Genomic DNA, 15459 nt, shown 5'->3' on the forward strand with positions numbered 1-15459 from the left:
CTCCGTGGCTAGTTCTGCAAAATCTTCTGGCCTTTGACGACCACATTCTTGTTGGCCTTGATATTGATGGCGCCGGAGCCATCCAGGGTAATGTTCTTGCCCTTGATCAGGATGGTGCCGTCCTTCTTCATGGTAATGCTGGCTGCCCCGGTGGTCAGGGTGATGGAATCGCCGGCAGTGAGGGAAAAATGCTTGCCGACGTCCAGGCTGTCGTTCTGCCGGACATTGCTGTTGCGGTTCTGGTCGACGTCCCGTGATTCGTTCTGGCCGATCCGGGTACTCTGGTTTCCGTTGATCTCGATGCCTTCATTGCCCTGGACTGTCTCGTTGCGGTTGCCGCCGATGCCGATGGTCTCGTTGCCACCCACGTCCTCGGTGCGATTGCTGGCGATGGAGATCTTTTCGTTGGCACCGACTCTTTCCGTGCGGTCCGCGCCAATGGTGATGGTCTCGTTGCTGCCGACATCCTCGGTACGATTGACGCCGATGCTGATCTTTTCGTTGTTGCCGACCTTCTCGGTCCGGTCCACGCCGATGGTGATGGTTTCGTGGTTGTCCACCGTTTCGGTGCGGTCGTGCTTGACGTGAACGGTTTCGTCGTTGTCGATGGTCTTGCTGCGGTCATGACCGACCCAGTGGGTTTCGTCGTTTTCTACCTCGATGTCCTGGTCTTTCTCGGCATGGATGAACAGTTGCTCCGCGCCTTTCTTGTCTTCCATGCGGATTTCATTGAAGTTGGCCGGCGAGCCTTCCTTGCTTGAGCGACTCTTCACGCCGCTCTGGGTCGCGTTGGCCGGCAACTTGTAAGGTACGGTCTGCTCGGCGTTGTAGACCCGACCAGTGATGATCGGCCGATCCGGGTCGCCTTCGAGGAAGCTGACGATCACCTCCTGGCCAATCCGCGGAATCTGCACCGATCCCCAATTCTTGCCGGCCCAGGCCTGGGACACCCGGATCCAGCAGGAGCTGTTTTCGTTGGACTGGTCATGGCGATCCCAATGGAAATGCACCTTGACCCGACCATACTGGTCGGTCCAGATCTCCTCGCCACCGGGACCGACCACCACGGCCGTCTGCGGTCCGCGGACGATGGGCATCGGTGTCAGGGGAAGAGGGCGGAAGGCCTGGCTGGCGTCCATGCAATCCAGTTCGCTGGTGAACTGTTCGCCCAGGTCAGCCTGGCCGCTTTCATAAGGTTCCTGGCGGATCTGATAACGGGCGACCACCACCAGGTACTCGCGATTCTGGTCCGTTCGTTCATAGCCGCTCAGCTTGAACAAGTGACCGGCGCCGAGCCCGCGGGCGCGGCCACGCAGCTGCACCCGCTCGAACTGGCTGTGAATGGCCTCGATACGGGTACGAGCGTAGTGCTCGCCGTCGTTGCTCTGCAGGTATTCACCGGGATAGTCGTAGAGCGGGTAGTCGCTGTTGCTATGGCTGCGCGGCACGCTTGAACGCACCTCGAGACTGGCGCGGGGCCGCGAGAAGTCGTAGTCGTTCAGCGCCAGGGAGCCGGGTTGCACTTGCCGCGCCAGTTGCCAATCGTAGAAATGGTCGCGCTCGCGCATCTGCCGGTCAGGCGGGTAGAAGGGCACCGACGCGTAATCCGGCACTGTGGAGTGGGCGCCATAGGCATCGGCCATCACCAGGACGTGACGGGCCTTCTCATGGCGGAAGTAGTAATAGATACCCTCCTGTTCCATCAGTCGACTGACGAAATCGAAGCTGGTCTCGCGGTACTGAACGCAGTATTCCCACTCACGATAGCTGCCGCTGAGGCTGTCTTCGAAGTCGGAGAAACCGAGGTCGCGCAACACCTGCTTGATGATGTCCGGCACCGTCTTGTTCTGGAAGATCCGACAGTCCGAGGTGCGCGTGAGCAACCAGAACCAGGGTCGCAGGCTGACCCGGTAACCAGCGAACTGGCCATGGCCGGTCAGTTGGCGGCAGCTGCAGACAATGCCATGGAAGTAGCGCTTGGCCCCGTCATACAGTTCCAGGGTCAGGCCCATGGGCTTGCCCAGTAACTGATCGAACGTGATCGCCCGATCATCGGACGTCAGATCCAGCTCATAGTGGAAACAACGCCCCAACTCTTCACTGCCTTCCATGCTCCTGAGCAGCAGGACATCGCCGCCCAGGGGACTGTCGACCTGCACCAGCCGGTTGTTTTGCGTGATCTCCATATCGCCTCGTCATTCACCCCAATCAGCGTGGACGTACGGCTCGATCCGTATCCTGCGGATAGCGCTCGTCCGCGATCACCTGGCCTGGTTCCAATGTTCCTGACCAAGGCGACAGCACTGAAGTGTGTTTCAAGATAGGCGACAGGCGGTTATTGATCAGTTTCTTTAGTTATAGGGGTTATTTCGAATTGGAATGAATCCAGATGGCAGCATACCTGGCATGCTCCCGGTTCATAGCGTGCATGGGTATCGGCGCATGGCTAATGCTGTGTTGCCTCGCGTACCACCTCGATGAATGCTCGCAGTGGCGCAGGCACATGGCGGAAGTCCGTGTAATAGAGACACAGGCCGGGTGAGGCAGGCGTCCAGTCGTCCAGGAGCAGGGCCAGCGCGCCGTCATCCAAGGCCGGGCGGGCGAAGGGCTCCGGAACGAAGGCGATCCCCAAGCCAGCGCAAGCCGCCTCGACCATCAGGTCGTTGTCGTCCAGGCACAGCGTGCCGGGCACGTCCAGCGCGAGTTGCCGATTGCCCTGTTCAAACTCCCAGCGATAGCGCTTCCCGCTGGGCAGGCGTTGGCGAATGCAACGGTGGGCCATCAAGTCGTTCGGCGTCACGGGCAGGCCAAACGCCTGGATATAACCCGGCGCAGCGACCGCCACGAACCGGACGTCGCCGCCGAAGGGCACCGCGATCATGTCCTTGGGAACGGATTCAGCCAGGCGCACGCCGGCGTCGAAACCTTCGGCCACGATATCCACCAGTTGCCCTTCGGCCACCAGGTCAAGCGCGACACGAGGGTAACGCTGCTGGAACGACGGGACCACGTGCTTGAGCAACCATCGCGCGCCGCCCTTGCTGGCGTTGATACGCAGGGTGCCGACCAGTTCGTCCTGACCATGGCTGACCGCATCCAGCACGTCGTCCAGTTCCCGCAACAGCGGGTTCAAGCGCAACAGCAATTGTTCGCCTGCCTCGGTCACAGCCACGCTGCGGGTGGTGCGATGCAGAAGGCGTACGCCAAGACGCCGCTCGAGTCCCTTGATGGCATGGCTGAGGGAGGACCGGGATACGCCCAGCGCGTCGGCGGCCTTCTGAAAACCGCGATGGTGCGCCACGTGAGCGAAAACCTTGAGATCGGAAAGACTGATATCGGCCATTGGTGAATATTTCTAACCAGCTCGTTCGTATTGGTGAGGCTTATTGTAGGCGATCCGGCTTCATATACTCGGGACAAACCCCAATAGGAGCTACCGATGAAGACATGGTTGATCACAGGTGCGTCGTCCGGGATTGGCTGGGCCATGACCCGCAAGCTGCTGGAGCGAGGCGACCGGGTGGTGGCTTGCGGGCGACGGGCCACTGCCTTCGAAGCGCTCCAGCGGATGGCGGCAGACCGGCTGCGTGTCGCGCTTTTCGATATCACCGACACGCACGCCTTGCGTCGAGCGCTGGACGACGCCTTCCAGGCTTTCGGGCGCATCGACACGGTGGTCAGCAACGCGGGCTACGGGTTGTTCGGCGCCGCGGAGGAGGCCAGTGATGCGCAGATCGAGCGCCAGATCGCCACCAACCTGAGCGCCTCGATCCAGCTGGTGCGCGCGGCGCTGCCTCATCTGCGGGCCCAGGGCGGCGGGCGGATCGTGCAGGTGTCCTCCGAGGGCGGTCAGGTGGCCTATCCCAACTTCAGCCTGTACCACGCCACCAAGTGGGGCATCGAAGGCTTTCTCGATGCGGTCGCGCAAGAGGTCGCCCCGTTTGGCATCGACGTCGTCATTGCCGAACCGGGGCCGACCGAGACCGGCTTCGGCCAGGGCCTGGATCACGCGACGCCGCTCCCTGTCTACGATGCGACGCCGGCTGGCGAGATGCGACGGGCCTTGTCCGGCGGAACGTTCGAAGTGAAGGGAGACGTCGAGCGCACGGTCGAGGCGATCATCCAGGTGGCGGATTCGGCCCGGCCCAGGCGCCGCATTGCGCTGGGCAGCACGGCATTCGAGCACATCCATCAGGCACTGACCGCTCGGCTGGACGACCTGATGGCGCAAAAAGCCCTGACCCTGACGGCGGACAAGCCATGAAGTGGCTGCCCGCGCTTCTGCTCGTCGCGGCCGGAGCCGTTGGCGCCAGTGAACGCTTGTGGCCGGCTGACCCCAACGAAATTGCTGGCACGTGGCGCATGGTGTCCGCCACGCTGGAACGCGACGGTCGCATCGAACGGCCCTATGGCGAGCATCCCCAGGGCATGCTGGTCTTCACCGCCGACATGCACTTTGTCGAGGTGCTCACCAATGGCCAGGCCCCACGCTTTGAATCAGACGTACGCGGCAATGGCAAGGATGAGGAGAACCGGCGCGCCATGGCCTCGAGCATCGGTTTCTTCGGCACCTATACCGTGGACGCCCAGGGGCATTTTTCGGGCAACCGTGTGGAGGGCTCCACGTTCCCGAATTGGGTCGGCAGCGTTCGCACGAAACAGGAGCTGCAACTCAAGGTGGAAGGCGAGCGGATGTTCGAAAGCTTTACACGCCCGGACGGCGGGCGGGTGAGCGCCGAGTTCGTGCGGGTTCGCTAGAGGCCTGTACGGTTAATCCGAGTACTCGGATTGGCCACACAGGCCACTGCGGGCATGGATCGGCCGAGGCGGTCATGGGGGCTGGATCTGCTGTTTCTCGGTTATAGTCAACGGGCCTCTGCGGTAATCCGACTATCCCCGGGATATCGAACTACAGTAGGACGTTGCCCCTGCGCCAAAGCCTCGGGCAGCCCAGCCATTTTCCGGTCGGCCGATGCCGATGCCACCCCCCAGCTCATTAAAGGAGCGAGCATGAGCCTCCACGGTCAATACGATCCACAGAACATCTTTGCCCTGATCCTTCGCGGCGACGCGCCGTGTTACAAAATCTACGAAGACGACCAGGTCCTGGCTTTCCTGGACATCTTTCCCCAGTCCACCGGCCACGTCCTGGTCATTCCCAAGGCCTCCCGGGCCCGCAACATCCTGGAGGTCGAACCCACCGTGCTGAGCGCGATGATGTCGGCCGTGCAGTACCTGACGCGAATCATCGTCGACGAGCTGCAGCCCGATGGCGTCCAGATCGCGCAATTCAACGGTGCGGTGGCCGGGCAGACGGTCTATCACATTCACATGCACATCATCCCTCGCTGGGAAGGCCTGCAGGCGGGCGAACACGGCAGGGGCAAGGCCGAGGCCGAAGAACTCAGGGCGCTCCAGGCGCGGCTGGTCGCACGGCTCAGCGCCGCGCAAGACGCCAGGTGAAACACATGACTGGTTTGAAATAGGGACATCCCGCTATCGTCAGAGGTGGTAGCGCGATCGCACAAGTCCGCAAATCTGCTCCAGCGCGACCTTGGGGGGCAGATTTCTGTCGATCTCAACAAGATGGGTCTTGCTGGCAAGCACATCGTCGCGGATCACCTTGCGAAACCAACTGGAAAAATCGCCGCCATTCATATGCTCGCGAAGGGCGGTGTCTTCAAGTTGGGCTGACGAAAACAGGAATTCGCTCAGGTTGGAGGCACTTTTGCCCAGTGAGGGGAAATAGAACGAGTGCCATGCGCCTACGTCTCCCGCCACGTACTTGCCACTGTGGCGATGGTGTTTTTGACGGGGCTTTACCAGATCAAGCAGAAGGACTTCTTCTCCTTCATGAAGATTCCAGAAACAGGCATGTTCGAGTCTCTCGGAGCGCTCCCCAAGTTCCGGGCAAGGTCGCTGCATACGTGCGGCGAACTGTTCGACCAGTTCACGAGCAGCGCTGCCGAGAGTCACCAGCACGTCTACTTGTTCCAGGAGTGCCGGGCACACCTGATCAAAATCGAGGACAACGATGATTGCCCCGATATCACCGAGAAACTCGGGCGGCCAATCGGCACAGTGGGGCATCATGTAATGGGCTTCGTCCACTATCAACCAGTAGGGCCGACCTGAGGCACTGCGCAGTTGCTGGATAAAGGGCAGTAGCTCGCCAAAAAGTCGAACTCGAGCGGGGGGATCCAACGCAAGGGTACTGACCACCACATTGAGCTGTGCCTGCAACAGGTGATGCACCGACTCCTCTGTCGTTGGAGGAGCCGTCAGGCCGCCAACCGTTACCGCTGCATCCAGGGTGAGATAGTCGCCTTCGGGATCAATGATGCAAAATCCCTGACGGGCATGGACCATGCCTTCGGTCAGCCAAGTGACGTAGCTGGATTTTCCGGAGCCCGAATTGCCAACGACCAGCATCACCGATTCCGACGCAAGCCATACGTTGCGCGCATCATCGGTCTGGCCCAGCAGGATTCCGGTGCGCTCGATGGGAACCAGGGTCGCGTCCTTATCCAGCAGCAAGTCCACCAACTCGCAGACCCCTTGGCCATGATCCTGGCTGAGGCATAGGTCGGCGCTGGACTTTATAGACTCGATGGCATTGTTCACTGCGGCCGCGCAGCCACAGATCGAGAGAAAGGCGTGATCGTTTTCTGCATCGCCCACGCCTACCACGTTGAGTTCACAAATTCCCAGTCTCCGCAAGGCAGCCCTGAGGCCAGAGGCTTTATTGACACAAGGCGGCAAGACCATGATCGCATCCTTGTTGAAGGTCATTTGCAGCTCGAGGCCCAGCTCGTGAATGCTGGTGATCACTGCGTTCTCGAATGGGTGCCAGGTGGCGATGACCGACCGGCCGATCGACAGTGGAGAGACGCCCTTGTCGCGCAAGCGGCTCACCAATTCGGTGGAGGCTGGATCGGCTATGAGTTCCTCGGAACCTGTTATCGGGTCATACAAGAGGGCGCCGTTCTCCGCGACCACCAAGTCGAATAGCGCCAACTGCACAAAGTGATGTTTGAGCGCTTGCAGTTCTCGCCCTGTAATCAATAGCAACTTGCGGCCGCTGTTTTTAAGCTTGGCGAGCGATGCGCAGACCTCAGGTGAAACGCTACCGTTTTCGGCGATGGTTCCATCGTAATCCACCGCTAGGGCCAAAAAGTGCATACATGCTCCGTTAGGCTCGGTCAGGGTTGATTGTCTGATCGTGAAGTTCGACAGATCTTGAGCGTGGGCAGGATCGGGCTGGATACGTGCAAGTCACTGGCCTGCCTGCGATCACTGCGCAGGTCCACAGCCTGAGCGTTGAAGCTTTCCCCTCTGCGCCCTGCTGCCAGATAACTCCTACGCCGGGCCAGAGAGAATTGCTTGAGGTTTGTCAATAAAAGGAGCATTCACCCAAGCAATCTAGGCTTTTCATACAGAGGCTGGTGAACAACTGGCCAGAGGGGCGCAAGCCTCAGCTGTCAGGCCATCGAGCATCGGCGCCGCCATCCATGCCCCATGCATGATGCACTGCACTGGGCGCGCATTAATAAAGGATTCGAAGCCATGCTCGGCAAGTGGCTGGACCCGGCCCTGTTAGTCCTGACAGCCTTGACCCTGCTGGGCGGGGGCATTGCGCAGATCATGGGCAAGCCCGACTGGGCGTCGATAGGTTGGGGCGCAGGCAGTCTGGTAATGGCGCTGGTATTACTTTTCGAGATTGTCAGGCGCCTGGCTCGGCGCGAAGCGGGCGTCGATCTGGTTGCGTTGTTGGCAATCGCCGCGTCATTGCTGTTCGAACAGACCCTGGTAGCGGCGGTGATCGCCTTGATGCTGGCGTCTGGACGCATCCTGGAGTTCTTCACCAGGCAGCGCGCAGAACGCGAACTGCGCGCGCTGGTCGATCGTGCGCCACGCTTTGCCTGGCTTCAGGAAAATGGCGATTTACGGCAGATACCGGTCGAACAGATCCAGCCACAGCAAACACTGCTGGTACGCTTGGGGGAGGTGATACCGGTCGATGGCCGTTTGCTCAGCCCTACCGCCGTTCTGGACGAGTCGGCGCTGAGCGGCGAGTCACTGTCGGTCACCCGTCAGGCAGGAGAGCAATTGTCCAGTGGCGTGACCAACGTCGGTGCGCCCATTCTCCTGACATCCGATCGAACGGCAGCGCAGAGCACTTACGCCGGGGTGGTGCGCCTGGCAGAAGCCGCACGACGCTCGCGCGCGCCCTTCGTGCGTATGGCCGACCGTTACGCATTGCTCTTCGTCCCCCTGACACTGCTGGTGGCCGGACTCGCTTGGCATATCAGCGGCGATACGCTGCGCGCACTGGCAGTACTGGTAGTGGCCACTCCCTGTCCTTTGATTCTGGGAGTGCCGATAGCGATCATGTCGGGTATCTCCAGGGCGGCACGCCGCGGCATCTTGATCAAGGACGGGGTGACCCTGGAAGCGCTTGCCGGAATCAAGCAGGTATTTCTCGACAAGACCGGCACGCTGACCAGCGGCCATGCCCGTTTACAGGCGATCGAAGCCAACGGAGCGATCGAGCCAGGACGCCTGCTTGGCCTCGCCGCTTCCCTGGCGCAGGCCTCGACGCACCCGATTTCTCAGGCAATTGTCGCAGCAGCCTGTCAGCGCGCAGTGACGCTCAGCTTGCCGCAGGAGGTGGAGGAAGTTCCGGGCGCCGGTCTTTGCGGGTTGATCGAGGGCAGGCGCGTGCGTTTAGGCACCTTGTCGTTTGTGCACGCAGACATGCCGGTGTCTGGCTGGGTCGCAGACATGCTGCGTCAAATGGATTACCTGGCATGCACCGGCAGTTTCATCGACGTGGAGGGGTCGCTCGTTGGCCTGCTGATCTTTTCGGACAAGCTGCGTCTGGAAACGCCACTGACCCTGCGTCGACTGCGCAACAGAGGCATCGAGAAAATAGTCATGCTCACCGGCGATCGCGTGGAAACCGCCGAGATGATTGCGCTGTCTGCCGGGATCGATGAACTGCTCGCCGGGTTGACGCCTGAAGACAAAGTGCGTGCGGTCCAGGCAGGCTGCCTGCGCGCCAGCACGCTGATGGTAGGGGATGGCATCAACGACGCTCCCGCACTGGCGGCGGCTGATGTCGGAGTCGCGATGGGCGCCAGCGGTACCACGGCATCCGCGCAGGCGGCCGGGGTCGTACTGCTGGTCGATCGCCTGGATCGCCTGGTCGAGGCGTTGGACATAGCTCGCCGAACTCGTCGCATTGCCCGCCAGGGTGTGTGGGTCGGCATGGGAATGTCCTTGCTGGCCATGATAGCGGCGGCCTTTGGCTACCTACCGCCGTTGATAGGCGCCGTAGCGCAGGAAGGCATCGATGTGGTGATCGTCCTGTATGCCCTGAGCACATTGAGACCGTCGCGAAGCCTGAACAAACAGCTGGCGGGGGAGCAGATTGATCGTCTACAGGTAGAACACGATCAGCTTTCTACCGTACTGGGCGATCTGCACCAGATGGCAACTGACTTCTCCCAGCGTCCGCTCTTGCAGGCGCAGGCCGACTTGGGGCAACTGATAAAGAGGCTGCAATGCTCAGTGGCCCGTCATGAACGCGAAGATGAAGAAAAACTTTACCCGCTGCTGACGCGAAGCATGCAGGGGGAGGCTTCCTTGTCGGCATTGAGTCATGCCCATCGGGAAATCTTTCGCCTGATTCATTTGCTCGCGCGCATGAGTGCTGATTTCAGCGCCCACCCGGCAGCGTCGTTCGCCGATGAAATCCAGCATCAGTTGATTCGTCTGGACACGCTTGTGCAATTGCACTTTAGCCAAGAGGAGGAGCTGTTCCGCTATCTGGACCGACGCTGATTAAATTCGGTTCCAGTCGAACTGTGCACGGGGGAGGGCGACTGCCTGACTGCGTCTCCAGTACTTCTGAAAACTGCTGGATCACAACGCTGATCACCACGACCCGCGCCCCAGTGAATACGTCTGCATGGCCCGATTTCAGGAGGATGTCCCCGTAGCAGGTCGTAGGGATATCAACCCGCGCTTGAGGGGCATGAGCGCAGGAAACTCCTCTGGCGTAAGGTTCTCCTTTTCAGCGAGAAGCCCCGCGCCCATGTCCAGTTCGGCCCGACGATGCGTCAGTAATACCTTGGCCCGTTGGTAGGCGTCATCGAGCAAGGCGCGAATGCCCAGGTCGATCTCCCGGGCTGTCTGTTCGGAATAGTCCTTGCCGCCCACCGTGGCCATGCGGTCTCCCAGATACGTCGTATTCTGGCGTTCCAGTACCGATTGTCCCAGCTCGGGGCTCATACCGAACCGGGTAATCAACTGACGAGCGATATCAGTCGCGCGACCCAGGTCATCGGCTGCCCCGGTGGAGATCTGGCCATAGACGAGTTCTTCGGCGGCGCGTCCGGCCATCAGAACGACGATCCGGTCCTTCAGGGTCTGGCAACTGATCAGGAAGTGGTCCTCGTTGGGACGCTGCAAGGTATAGCCGAGGGAGCCGATGGCGCGCGGCACGATCGAGACTTTGTGGACCGGGTCCATGGCCGGCAGTGAGCTGGCAGCCAGGGCATGCCCTATTTCGTGATAGGCCACTACCCGGCGTTCTTCAGGATCGAGCAGGCTGCTCTTGCGTTCCAGCCCAGCGATAAGACGTTCTACCGCGGCAGTGAAATCATTCAGGTTGACCGACTCGGCACCACGTCGAGTGGCAACGATGGCCGCTTCGTTAACCAGATTGGCCAGGTCAGCCCCAGTGAAGCCGGTGGTGATTTCGGCGATACGCGCGCCATCGAGACCAGGTTCCACGGTGATCTTCTTGAGATGGACCTTGAGAATGGCCTCTCGCCCCTTGCGATCGGGCCGATCGATCAGGATTTGCCGGTCGAACCGTCCAGCCCGTAGCAACGCCGGATCGAGGACTTCCGGGCGGTTGGTCGCGGCCAGCAGTACCACACCCTCACGGGGATCAAAGCCGTCCAGCTCAGCCAGCAACTGGTTGAGTGTCTGCTCTTTCTCGTCATTGCCACCCAACATGCCGACGCCGCGCGTCTTGCCCAAGGCGTCGAGCTCATCGATGAAAATGATGCAGGGGGCTGCCTGCCGTGCGTGTTCGAACAGCTCGCGAACCCGAGCCGCGCCGACCCCGACGAACATTTCGACGAATTCGGAGCCCGAAATCGAAAAAAACGGGACCCCGGCTTCCCCGGCGATGGCCTTGGCTACCAGAGTCTTGCCGGTGCCTGGCGGGCCGATCAACAGGATGCCCTTGGGAATGTGCGCCCCCAGCCGTGTGTATCTGGCCTTGTCCTTGAGAAACGACACAATCTCAACCAGCTCGGCCTTGGCCTCATCGATCCCGGCGACATCGGCGAAAGTCACCCCGGTATCACGTTGCAGGAAGACCTTTGCCTTGGACTTGCCGATGCTCATCAAGCCGCCAATACCCTGTTTATCCGCCAGCCCGCGAAAAAGAAAATGCCAGGTCACCATGATCAGCATCAAAGGCATCAACCAGCCCACCAGGCCGTTCAGAAGGCTGTTTTCATTGATCGCTGTGAAGTTGACGCCCGATTGGGCAAGCTCGGTCGCAAACACCGGATCGATCCGTACCGTGGAAAACCGCTCGCGGCCGTCGATAGGCTCTTGCAGCTTGCCGCTGATCCGGTCCTTCTGGACCAGAAGGTCGCTGACTTTATGCTCATTCAGCAGTTGCAGGAACTGACTGTAGGGGAGGTTCTCGACTTCATCGCGATGGACGAACAGGAACTGGACGCCGATCAGGATGAGAAAAGCAATCGCGAAGTAGGACAGGTTCCATTGGTGCTGTCTTTTCATGAGATTGGCTCCATGAGGCGAGGCATGGGCATTATCCGGGGAGGTATCGGCTTGTCCGGAATAATTGGCTCAGGCGAGCAGCAGATGATCTTCGACCTGCCTCACACCGGGCACTGACCAGGCAGCTCGTTCCGCGATCTTGCGTTCGCGCCACAAATGAACCCTGCCTTGAAGCTTTACAGTGTCACCCTCGACCTTGACCTGGATCCTCTGGGCGTCCACTTCGGCATTGCGCTTGAGCGCTTGTTCGATACGCTGCCGGACGTCCTCCACGTTCACCCGCGCACGAAGGGCCAGGCGGTTGTCTATTGCGACCACTCCCGACAGTTTGTGCACCGCCCGCTCCACGGCTTCTTTCTGATATTGCCAGTCCACCTGGCCTTCCAGTGTGACCCAGCCGTTTTGCACCGTGATATTGATATCCTGCTCAGGAACGTCCGAGCTCCACGCAATGATGCTCAAGGCGCGAGCTGCGATGGCATCATCCGTCGTACCCGCGTTCTTGTCGGGCCGGACCTGAATTTCCTGGGCCAGCGCACGAACTCCTCTGATGCTCTTCACGGCGCGTTCTGCGTTGATTTTCTCAGCGTAGCTACTGACGTGACCGGAGAGCGTGACGACGCCGTTGTCCACGGTCGCACCGATATTGGCAGCATTGATTTCGGGATGGAATTCAAGCTCCTCCAGGATATGTTGACGCAAACTCAAGTCGCTCATTGGGAAGTCCTCTGTGGATGACAATGGCTGCAAGCCTGGTCCGTTCGTTTTTACCCTTGAACGATGAGGCGGCATTGAGCTAAATCAACAAGCCTTCTTTGAGTGCTCTGTCGATTGCTGATCGATCGTCCGACCTATGAAAATCAGGCTCCCGTGTCGCCGACGGTAGTCGTGGTGCCGAACAGTCACTGAGTTTGGCGCGCCCTGGGCTCTGTCGTGAAGTCTCATGATCAAGCTCAGGCATTTGGGGGGCAGCTTTCAACGCAGCTGCGCGAGTATCAAGGCTTTCCGTACAGAGCCTGGAGCTGTACATCCGCACCGATCGCACCGGGCATGATTCAGATCAAACGGCGGTCCCCGGCAGGGGGTATGTTCTCAAGACACACTGGGGCACAGGGGCTCGATCATGACTGTCCATTGGTTCGTGAATGCGCTCCACGCCCTACGCGGCGGTTGGCGCGGCATGGCCGGACTGCTCCCTCGTCGTCGACCCGATACAAGGACATTGAGAAGAGAGGCGGCTACCTGGATAGTGGCCTTGTCGATCCTGTCGGTGGGTTATCTGGTCACGTTTCATTTCGCGTCACATGCCGTGCAGACTTTGATCAGCACGTGCACCTCGCGACTGCAGATCGAGTTTGAGGGCGCTGCAATAGTGTTCCCCAGAGAGACGCCGCCGCGCGTCCTGTGTGAATGCCTGGCGCAGGCGCTTGTAGAGAAAAACGGTATTGCGCGTCTGGCATTGGTTGACGCCTTCAAACTCGACCCGCTCAACCTTGAGCCAGTGACCCAGGAAGATGCCCGGCTCTGTATCAATACCTTATGGATCCCGGATCACGAACTTGCCAAGTCACTGCTCAATCAGGAAAGTTCGCGATGAGCTGGTCTGGCTGACGATGCCGTTTTGCGCTGCAACGCCAATCGATGCCACATCGCCCTGATGGCGTACGACTCCACTCATCAACAATACCGCGACGCTGCTCCGAATCGTTCATTGGCATGCCTGCGCTCTGTTCCGGGATCGATCCCATTGCCCGCTGGCGCACCATCGGCGATGTGAATCCCACAGGGCGATATTCAACCCGTAAGCGTGATTGTGTTTGATCCCGACCAGGTTTGCTGTCGAGGGAGCGCGCTTGCTGAAAACATGGACTTGGACCTGCGCCCTCGGCCGCCATCTCTGGTCGCCGTTGAGCCGAAGGAGCGTCTGCGTGATGAGTGGCAATCGAGAACGCAGCAATGTTTGACCATGGTCAACCTATCTCACGACTCAGGGGAGCAGTCTCGGGCTATACCTTGGCCACCGGACACTGCAGGCATTGGCCATGGCGAAGATGAAAGCGGCGATTTTCGTGGACAGGAATCGCATCGCTGCGAGCGATACATACATTCCTGACGCGATGGCGTGATGAAGGTGGCTATCGCGTCCCGATCAATTACTCGTCCACGCCATAGCGTAGTGTGAGGGTAGTCATGATTATCTGGATTGAAGAGCAGCAGACTGGCGAGCGCTGGATCGTACACCTGGGTATATGGTGGGTAGGTTTCAGAAAAATCGATGAAGCCCACGCCTTCATGAAGACCTTGCAGGCTCGAATCGAAGCGCCTCATGCCTGGCCAACGGGGGACACTCGCCAGCGACCCGACACGGTATGTGCTGCTCCAGCGTCTCTCTGGGTCCCTGCGCCAGCCTCACAATGATTCTGGCGCTGCGGGGAGTCGATTGTTGACGCTCTTCAGCGTGCATCGATAAGGGACGGTTGCGCATTGGCGGTGGAAAAAATGCATGATTCGACATCGATGATGGCTGTCTGACATAGGTCAAGTCCCTGCGTCGTTCACGCGCTCATGCTGATGTCTCGCATCCCCATTCAGTGGGAGGCGCCACGCGATGAGGTGTTCCATGTCCGCGAATCAACGTTTGCTCTTATTGGCCCCTGACTCCCTGACCCGTACGCCTGCATTCGATCGTGCCACCGAGCTGGCCCTGGCGCTGGACCTGCCTCTGCACATCGTGGCCATTGATTACCTGGAGGTGCTCTCGGTGGCCGGCCTTTTTGCGCCGGACCAGATCAAGAGGGCGCGCAGCGGCTATCTGGAAACCCATCGACAATGGTTGTGGCAGCAGGCGGAACTGGCACGTCGACATGGCATCGAGGTGACAAGCGAAGTGGTCTGGAGCGGCGACGCCTATCAGGCGCTGCAGCAATACGTCAAAGAGATGCCACTGGCCCTGATCATCAAGGATGCGCAGCCGGAACCGGCGCTGAAACGGATTTTCTTCACCCCACTGGACTGGCGCCTGCTGCGCGACTGCCCGGTGCCGGTGCATCTGGTCACCGACCCGCGCCACCCTCGGCCACGGCGAATCCTGGCGATTGTCGACGTGCTGCGCAGCGAGGAACAAGACCTGGTGTTCAACGACCGGATCGTCGACACCGCAGTCAAGCTGGCCGAGCAATGCAATGCCCAGGTCGCGCTTTTGCATGCCTTCGACTGGACGATCATATATGCCTCGGATATGAGTATCGGTGCGTTGCCCCTGGCCTCCGGGCCTTACGAAGCGTTGGGCCAGGCACAACATGAGGCATTCGAAGCCTTGGCCGAGCGCCACGGGGTGGGGCCGCAGCAGCGTCACTTCATCGAAGGCTCGCCGGTGAACGGCATCTGCACGTTCGCTGCCGACCAGCAGATCGATGTCATCGTCATGGGCACTGCGGGGCATCGTGGCCTGGACAGACGCCTGGGCACCACTGCCGAGCTGCTGTTGCAGCGAGCACCCTGCAGCATCTGGGCGGTCAAGCCGGATGTGTGACGTAGCCAACCGGTTCTCAAGGGCTGGGGTGAATCAGATGATTCTGGGGGGCGGCTGAGTGTCGTCTCATGACTTTTTTGGCGTCGATGGGCTGCGCG

11 protein-coding genes are annotated in these 15459 nt (G+C 60.1%); 6 read left to right on the top strand and 5 right to left on the bottom strand.

Going from position 1 to position 15459, the window contains the following annotated elements; all coding sequences use genetic code 11:
* Positions 1-8 precede the first annotated feature (8 nt).
* Together AC1M7R_RS24760 and AC1M7R_RS24765 are read right to left on the bottom strand one after the other, a co-directional pair.
* Positions 9-2186 carry a type VI secretion system Vgr family protein gene (locus tag AC1M7R_RS24760; RefSeq protein WP_072458906.1) on the bottom strand — a complete coding sequence of 726 codons (2178 nt, stop codon included), beginning with the start codon at positions 2184-2186 and terminating at the stop codon, positions 9-11.
* A 260-nt stretch (positions 2187-2446) separates the two neighbouring features.
* Entirely contained in the window at positions 2447-3343 is an 897-nt protein-coding gene (locus AC1M7R_RS24765) for a LysR family transcriptional regulator (RefSeq protein WP_490610017.1), read from the bottom strand.
* Positions 3344-3439: 96 nt separating this feature from the next.
* Here AC1M7R_RS24765 and AC1M7R_RS24770 point away from each other — a divergent pair, with 96 nt between their 5' ends.
* The 3 genes from AC1M7R_RS24770 to AC1M7R_RS24780 all read left to right on the top strand — a co-directional run bounded on the left by AC1M7R_RS24770 (position 3440) and on the right by AC1M7R_RS24780 (position 5463).
* On the top strand, positions 3440-4264 hold the full coding sequence (locus AC1M7R_RS24770; protein ID WP_490610018.1) for an SDR family oxidoreductase: 825 nt from the start codon (positions 3440-3442) through the stop codon (positions 4262-4264).
* Complete coding sequence (locus AC1M7R_RS24775) at positions 4261-4758, top strand: lipocalin-like domain-containing protein (RefSeq protein ID WP_490610019.1); 498 nt, start codon at positions 4261-4263, stop codon at positions 4756-4758. The genes AC1M7R_RS24770 and AC1M7R_RS24775 overlap by 4 nt, the downstream gene beginning before the upstream one ends.
* Before the next feature lie 252 nt (positions 4759-5010).
* Positions 5011-5463, top strand: coding sequence for an HIT family protein (locus AC1M7R_RS24780; protein WP_076407017.1), 453 nt, complete (start codon positions 5011-5013; stop codon positions 5461-5463).
* A 39-nt stretch (positions 5464-5502) separates the two neighbouring features.
* On the opposite strand, the gene AC1M7R_RS24785 is transcribed toward AC1M7R_RS24780, so the two are convergent.
* A complete protein-coding gene (locus AC1M7R_RS24785; protein WP_490610020.1) occupies positions 5503-7182 on the bottom strand; it encodes an HAD-IIB family hydrolase in 1680 nt (559 codons plus the stop codon).
* A gap of 384 nt (positions 7183-7566) precedes the next feature.
* Here AC1M7R_RS24785 and AC1M7R_RS24790 point away from each other — a divergent pair, with 384 nt between their 5' ends.
* A complete protein-coding gene (locus AC1M7R_RS24790; RefSeq protein ID WP_490610021.1) occupies positions 7567-9846 on the top strand; it encodes a heavy metal translocating P-type ATPase in 2280 nt (759 codons plus the stop codon).
* A 138-nt stretch (positions 9847-9984) separates the two neighbouring features.
* Here the strand turns inward: AC1M7R_RS24790 and ftsH are convergent, their stop codons facing one another.
* Both ftsH and AC1M7R_RS24800 read right to left on the bottom strand, forming a co-directional pair.
* Positions 9985-11829 carry an ATP-dependent zinc metalloprotease FtsH gene (ftsH, locus tag AC1M7R_RS24795; protein WP_490610022.1) on the bottom strand — a complete coding sequence of 615 codons (1845 nt, stop codon included), beginning with the start codon at positions 11827-11829 and terminating at the stop codon, positions 9985-9987.
* A 69-nt stretch (positions 11830-11898) separates the two neighbouring features.
* Positions 11899-12546 carry a BON domain-containing protein gene (locus tag AC1M7R_RS24800; protein ID WP_337349550.1) on the bottom strand — a complete coding sequence of 216 codons (648 nt, stop codon included), beginning with the start codon at positions 12544-12546 and terminating at the stop codon, positions 11899-11901.
* Between the two features lie 406 nt (positions 12547-12952).
* Between AC1M7R_RS24800 and AC1M7R_RS24805 the strand changes: the two genes are divergently transcribed.
* Complete coding sequence (locus AC1M7R_RS24805) at positions 12953-13426, top strand: hypothetical protein (RefSeq protein WP_076407012.1); 474 nt, start codon at positions 12953-12955, stop codon at positions 13424-13426.
* A gap of 1023 nt (positions 13427-14449) precedes the next feature.
* Positions 14450-15361: a universal stress protein gene (locus tag AC1M7R_RS24810; protein ID WP_123595596.1), complete on the top strand. Its 912-nt coding sequence runs from the start codon at positions 14450-14452 to the stop codon at positions 15359-15361.
* Positions 15362-15459 lie beyond the last annotated feature (98 nt).

The sequence above is a fragment of the Pseudomonas sp. MS01C9 genome (genome assembly GCF_058202755.1).

Excerpts from the sequence above, each read along its gene's own strand:
- ftsH (WP_490610022.1), bottom strand. The coding sequence starts at position 11,829 with ATGAAAAGACAGCACCAATGGAACCTGTCCTACTTCGCGATTGCTTTT.
- AC1M7R_RS24760 (WP_072458906.1), bottom strand. The coding sequence starts at position 2,186 with ATGGAGATCACGCAAAACAACCGGCTGGTGCAGGTCGACAGTCCCCTG.
- AC1M7R_RS24780 (WP_076407017.1), top strand. The coding sequence starts at position 5,011 with ATGAGCCTCCACGGTCAATACGATCCACAGAACATCTTTGCCCTGATC.
- AC1M7R_RS24770 (WP_490610018.1), top strand. The coding sequence starts at position 3,440 with ATGAAGACATGGTTGATCACAGGTGCGTCGTCCGGGATTGGCTGGGCC.
- AC1M7R_RS24790 (WP_490610021.1), top strand. The coding sequence starts at position 7,567 with ATGCTCGGCAAGTGGCTGGACCCGGCCCTGTTAGTCCTGACAGCCTTG.
- AC1M7R_RS24805 (WP_076407012.1), top strand. The coding sequence starts at position 12,953 with ATGACTGTCCATTGGTTCGTGAATGCGCTCCACGCCCTACGCGGCGGT.
- AC1M7R_RS24810 (WP_123595596.1), top strand. The coding sequence starts at position 14,450 with ATGTCCGCGAATCAACGTTTGCTCTTATTGGCCCCTGACTCCCTGACC.
- AC1M7R_RS24785 (WP_490610020.1), bottom strand. The coding sequence starts at position 7,182 with ATGCACTTTTTGGCCCTAGCGGTGGATTACGATGGAACCATCGCCGAA.
- AC1M7R_RS24765 (WP_490610017.1), bottom strand. The coding sequence starts at position 3,343 with ATGGCCGATATCAGTCTTTCCGATCTCAAGGTTTTCGCTCACGTGGCG.
- AC1M7R_RS24775 (WP_490610019.1), top strand. The coding sequence starts at position 4,261 with ATGAAGTGGCTGCCCGCGCTTCTGCTCGTCGCGGCCGGAGCCGTTGGC.
- AC1M7R_RS24800 (WP_337349550.1), bottom strand. The coding sequence starts at position 12,546 with ATGAGCGACTTGAGTTTGCGTCAACATATCCTGGAGGAGCTTGAATTC.